Raw genomic sequence first — 5,037 nt, 5'->3', positions numbered from 1 at the left:
GCCTCGATGACTCGAACTAGATGATCCTCAGGAACCAGCTCTTCCAATGTCGGCGGAAACAGGCTGCTTTGTTGCCGATCTTCACCTTGGATATAGCCCATAAACGACAATACCCCTATCGACCGATAGAGGCATTGTCTTCAGCTTGCTCTCAGACTGCTAGGTTTTCACACAGTCTGTGGTCCGGAGCTTTTTATTGCCCAAAGCTCAGCGTTGGCGATTCCAGAAAGCTGCGATCAGCGGGTCCTTGAGGCGTTTTTCTAGCGCGAACAGACCAATGTCATAAGCGGTTAGCGGTGGCTGAATGTCGTAGATGCGAATGCGTGCGGTCAGTGGACTGTTATCCAGTACGATCTGCGGCACCACCCCGATACCGAAGCCCAGGCTGACCATGCTGACGATCGCTTCGTTGCCGCTGACCTGGGCATAGATGCGCGGCTTGATGTTGTGGCTTTTCAACCAGCGATCGGTGCGTGTCCGTGCCAGGCCCTCTTCCGAAAGAATCATCGGCACATCTTTCCAATTCTCCGCCTTTGGATACCTCAGTTGTTCCTCGTTCAGCAGTTGGGGCGCTTGGGGGCCGATAAAGCGCAAGTCAGAGCGCGTGATCGACTGAAACTTGACCCCGGCCGGCAGACTGTCGGGTAGGGCGCCGATGGCCAGGTCTTCCAGCCCTTGTTGCACGCGCTCGACTGCTTTCGCCGGATCGCCGGTGTGCAGTTTCATTTCGATGCGCGGGTAGTCCTGACGAAAGCTGCTGAGGATGTCGTAGAGGAAGCTGTAGCTCGCGGTGACCGAGCAGTACAGCGACAGCTCGCCGTGCAGATTCAACTGGTCCTGCATGAAGGTCTGGCGAATCGCCTGCCAGCCATTGATGACCTCGCTCGCGTACTCGCGAAACTGCTGGCCCTCGCGGGTCAGGCGGACTGAGCGGTTGTCGCGAACGAACAGCGCAGCGCCGACTTCGTCCTCTAGCTGCTTGATGCTGCGGCTGAGCGCAGAAGGGCTGACATGCTGCTCGTGGCTGGTTCGACCGAAATGCAGGTTGTCAGCCAGGGAGAGAAAAAGCCTGAGAGAGTGACTGTCCATTTATATTTCATAAATCGGCATGTGGTGTTGCAAATATATCATTTTACGCAATGGTTCGAATCACTTAAGGTCTCTCTGTCGCGGTGCTCCGCACCCCATCCCTTTCGATACACAAGAGCCAAGAACATGAAAGTTTATTACGACAAAGACTGTGACCTCTCGATCATCCAGGGCAAGAAAGTTGCCATCATCGGCTACGGCTCCCAGGGCCACGCTCAGGCGTGCAACCTGAAAGACTCCGGCGTCGACGTCACCGTCGGTCTGCGTAAAGGCTCCGCTACCGTTGCCAAGGCTGAAGCCCATGGCCTGAAAGTGGCAGACGTGGCTTCCGCCGTCGCCGCTGCCGACCTGGTAATGATCCTGACCCCGGACGAATTCCAGGGCCAGCTATACAAGAACGAGATCGAGCCGAACATCAAGAAGGGCGCCACCCTGGCCTTCTCCCACGGCTTCGCCATCCACTACAACCAGGTCGTACCGCGTGCCGATCTCGACGTGATCATGATCGCGCCGAAGGCTCCGGGCCACACCGTTCGCACCGAATTCGTCAAAGGCGGCGGCATCCCTGACCTGATCGCTGTTTACCAGGACGCTTCCGGCAATGCCAAGAACGTTGCCCTGTCCTACGCCTCGGGCGTTGGCGGCGGCCGTACCGGCATCATCGAAACCACCTTCAAGGACGAGACCGAAACCGACCTGTTCGGTGAGCAGGCCGTTCTCTGCGGCGGTACCGTCGAACTGGTCAAAGCCGGTTTCGAAACCCTGGTCGAAGCTGGCTACGCGCCGGAAATGGCCTACTTCGAGTGCCTGCACGAACTGAAGCTGATCGTCGACCTCATGTACGAAGGCGGTATCGCCAACATGAACTACTCGATCTCCAACAACGCCGAGTACGGTGAGTACGTCACCGGCCCGGAAGTGATCAACGCTGAATCCCGTCAGGCCATGCGCAACGCTCTGAAGCGCATCCAGGACGGTGAATACGCCAAGATGTTCATCAGCGAAGGCGCCACTGGCTACCCGTCGATGACCGCCAAGCGTCGTAACAACGCCGCTCACGGTATCGAAGTCATCGGTGAGCAACTGCGTTCGATGATGCCGTGGATTGCTGCCAACAAGATCGTCGACAAGGCCAAGAACTAAGGTCTGCGATGTGCGAAAGAACGCGGCTTTATGCCGCGTTTTTTCATTCTGGGGCGAGGCTTCTGGTATAAAGCCAGCTCGCTGATTGGCGAACTGAGTTCAGTCGTCCCGGTCGAAATTTGTCAAACCCGTTGCAAGGTGCTGTTCATGAGTGAAGGTCCCGAGGATCAAAAGCCGGCTGGCGATAATCTGGAAAGCCTGCTGCCGATCGACGAGCACATAGAGGAAGGGCAGGACGCGGAAGGGCGCAAGGTGCGTCACCGTGGTATTTACCTGCTGCCCAATCTGTTCACCACGGCAAACCTGTTCGCCGGTTTCTACTCCATCATCAACGCAATGAACGGCAACTTCTATGTGGCTGCCGCCGCGGTGTTCGTCGCCATGGTGCTCGATGGTCTGGACGGCCGCGTGGCGCGTTTGACCAATACGCAAAGTGCATTCGGCGCCGAGTACGACTCGCTTTCCGATATGGTGGCCTTCGGCGTTGCGCCAGCTCTGCTCGCATTCGAATGGGCGCTGGGTAGCATGGGCAAAGTAGGCTGGATGGTCGCCTTCATCTATGTTGCTGGCGCAGCCTTGCGCCTGGCGCGCTTCAATACGCAGATCGGCAGCGTCGACAAACGTTACTTCATCGGCCTGGCCAGTCCGGCTGCGGCGGGTGTGGTGGCCGGTACGGTGTGGGCGTTCAGCGATTTCGGTATCAAGGGCTCGAACATGTCCTTTGCCGTGGCGCTGCTGGTCGCTGCTGCAGGGTGCCTGATGGTCAGCAACATCAAGTACTACAGCTTCAAGGACCTGGACCTGAAAGGGCGCGTACCTTTCGTGGCCATTCTGGCCGTGGTGCTGGTGTTCGCGGTGGTGTTCAGCGATCCGCCCCGTATCCTGCTGCTTATCTTCCTCGCTTACGCAGCCTCCGGTCCGATTCAGTACCTGCTGCAATTGCGTCGTCGTAAATCTGTCTGACGCTGTAATTTCTCCTGCACTCCGTGGTCTACAGTTCGTTTCTCGAACTGTAGTCGCGGAGTCGCCATGCCCATCCGAGTGCTTCCCTCTTCTCGGGCTCTTGAGTCCGAAGTCACCCCGGAATCCGTTTACCTCTCCCGTCGCAAGCTGATGCAGGGCTCGCTGGCGCTGGCTGCGATGGCGGCTATGCCTGGTTGGGCCAGTGCCGAAGCCCAAGGGCGCTACAGCGATGTCGAGCCCGCCAAGGCGCCTGGCTGGTTCGAAGAGAAACTGGCGGCCACGCGCTGGCAAGCGATTACGGCTGAAGGTGAAAGCATCACGCCGTTCAAGGACGCGACGCACTACAACAACTTCTATGAGTTCGGCACAGGTAAGGGCGATCCGGCGGCCAATGCCGGCAAGCTGCAGGTCGAGCCCTGGACAGTGATGGTCGATAGCGAGGTGGGCAAGCCGGGGCGCTATGCCATCGAGGATCTGGTCAAACCGCATGCGTTCGAAGAACGTATCTATCGACTTCGCTGTGTCGAGGCCTGGTCCATGGTAATTCCCTGGTTGGGCTTTCCTTTGGCCGAACTGCTCAAGCAGGTCGAGCCCACCTCATCGGCTCGTTATGTGCGTTTCGAAACGCTGATTGATCGTGAGCGCATGCCGGGCCAGCGCTCGGGGTTCTCTCTGATCGATTGGCCTTATATCGAGGGTCTGCGTTTGGACGAGGCTATGCATCCGCTGGCCTTCATGGCAGTCGGCATGTACGGCCGAGTGCTGCCGAATCAGAACGGCGCTCCCTTACGTTTAGTGGTGCCCTGGAAATATGGTTTCAAAAGCATCAAATCCATCGTACGCATCAGCCTGGTGAGCGAGGCGCCTAAAACTACCTGGGAGCGCATTGCGCCGAACGAGTACGGCTTCTATGCCAACGTCAACCCGCAGGTGGATCATCCGCGCTGGTCTCAAGCAACCGAGCGGCGTCTGCCTAGCGGGTTGTTCAGCCCCAATGTGATCGATACACGGATGTTCAATGGCTATGAGGAGGTCGCTGACCTCTACGCGGGAATGGATCTGTCGAGGTACTACTGATGCGCTACAGGCTCTGGCGCGTCAGCGTATTCCTGGCTGCATTGGTACCGCCGCTGTATTGGCTGTACTGCGCCGTCTTCAATTTGCTGGGGCCTGACCCCGGTAAGGTGCTAGTGGATAATCTGGGGCTCGGTGCTCTGATCCTTCTGTTGATCACCTTGGCAATGACACCGCTGCAGCAGTGACACCGCTGCAGCAGTTGACCCGCTGGAGCGGTTGGATCGCGGTACGCCGACACTTAGGTCTATGGTGCTTTGCCTACGTAACGTTGCACCTGTCCGGTTATGTGCTGTTTATCGCCGGGTTGCGTCTGGATCTAGTGCTTCGCGATCTTTCCGAGCGTCCTTACATCATCGTTGGGGCGCTGGCGTTCATTGGCTTGCTGGCATTGGCAGTTACCTCGAATCGTTTCAGCATCAGAAGACTGGGCCGCAAGTGGAAGGCTCTGCACCGTCTGGTCTACGTCATCCTGTTACTGGCCTTGCTGCATATGCTTTGGGTGGTGCGTGCGGATCTGGGTGAGTGGCTCGCTTATGCGCTCATCGGTGGGGCGCTGCTGCTGATGCGTGTTTCTGCAGTGGCAAGTGGGTTGCAGCGAGCTGGCGTCCTTTGGCGAGAAAATCCGAAGAAAGTTGAAATATAAGCTTGACGCATATTCTGCTGGATGTAGAATGCGCGCCACTTCAGCGATGAAGCGCTTCAAAAACTTCTTGTTAATCAATAAGTTAAGTTGAATGAAGGGTTTGCAAAACTGGATCTGGCGTG

General features: G+C 57.4%; 4 protein-coding genes and 1 pseudogene. 4 read left to right on the top strand and 1 reads right to left on the bottom strand.

Features of this window, described 5'->3' with window-relative positions:
• Nucleotides 1-207: 207 nt before the first annotated feature.
• Nucleotides 208-1,089 carry an HTH-type transcriptional activator IlvY gene (gene ilvY / locus ACNFCJ_RS23810; protein ID WP_416773860.1) on the bottom strand — a complete coding sequence of 294 codons (882 nt, stop codon included), beginning with the start codon at nucleotides 1,087-1,089 and terminating at the stop codon, nucleotides 208-210.
• Between the two features lie 126 nt (nucleotides 1,090-1,215).
• Here ilvY and ilvC point away from each other — a divergent pair, with 126 nt between their 5' ends.
• The 4 genes and pseudogenes from ilvC (at nucleotide 1,216) to msrQ (ending at nucleotide 4,915) form a co-directional block, all read left to right on the top strand.
• The gene (gene ilvC, locus ACNFCJ_RS23805; RefSeq protein ID WP_037001483.1) at nucleotides 1,216-2,232 is read left to right on the top strand and encodes a ketol-acid reductoisomerase; all 1,017 of its coding nucleotides are present in this window, start codon (nucleotides 1,216-1,218) and stop codon (nucleotides 2,230-2,232) included.
• A gap of 147 nt (nucleotides 2,233-2,379) precedes the next feature.
• Complete coding sequence (gene pssA / locus ACNFCJ_RS23800; RefSeq protein ID WP_041980762.1) at nucleotides 2,380-3,195, top strand: CDP-diacylglycerol--serine O-phosphatidyltransferase; 816 nt, start codon at nucleotides 2,380-2,382, stop codon at nucleotides 3,193-3,195.
• Nucleotides 3,196-3,261: 66 nt separating this feature from the next.
• Nucleotides 3,262-4,272: a protein-methionine-sulfoxide reductase catalytic subunit MsrP gene (gene msrP, locus ACNFCJ_RS23795; protein ID WP_416773859.1), complete on the top strand. Its 1,011-nt coding sequence runs from the start codon at nucleotides 3,262-3,264 to the stop codon at nucleotides 4,270-4,272.
• Nucleotides 4,272-4,915 (top strand): annotated as a pseudogene (gene msrQ / locus ACNFCJ_RS23790) (protein-methionine-sulfoxide reductase heme-binding subunit MsrQ). The gene msrP and the pseudogene msrQ overlap by 1 nt, the downstream one beginning before the upstream one ends.
• The last annotated feature ends 122 nt before the right edge of the window (nucleotides 4,916-5,037 follow it).

This window comes from Pseudomonas sp. NY15364 (genome assembly GCF_048068235.1).
GTDB classification, from domain to species: domain Bacteria; phylum Pseudomonadota; class Gammaproteobacteria; order Pseudomonadales; family Pseudomonadaceae; genus Aquipseudomonas; species Aquipseudomonas mendocina_D.
This window is presented reverse-complemented; position numbering and strand designations above follow the sequence as displayed.

Excerpts from the sequence above, each read along its gene's own strand:
- msrP (WP_416773859.1), top strand. The coding sequence starts at position 3,262 with ATGCCCATCCGAGTGCTTCCCTCTTCTCGGGCTCTTGAGTCCGAAGTC.
- ilvC (WP_037001483.1), top strand. The coding sequence starts at position 1,216 with ATGAAAGTTTATTACGACAAAGACTGTGACCTCTCGATCATCCAGGGC.
- pssA (WP_041980762.1), top strand. The coding sequence starts at position 2,380 with ATGAGTGAAGGTCCCGAGGATCAAAAGCCGGCTGGCGATAATCTGGAA.
- ilvY (WP_416773860.1), bottom strand. The coding sequence starts at position 1,089 with ATGGACAGTCACTCTCTCAGGCTTTTTCTCTCCCTGGCTGACAACCTG.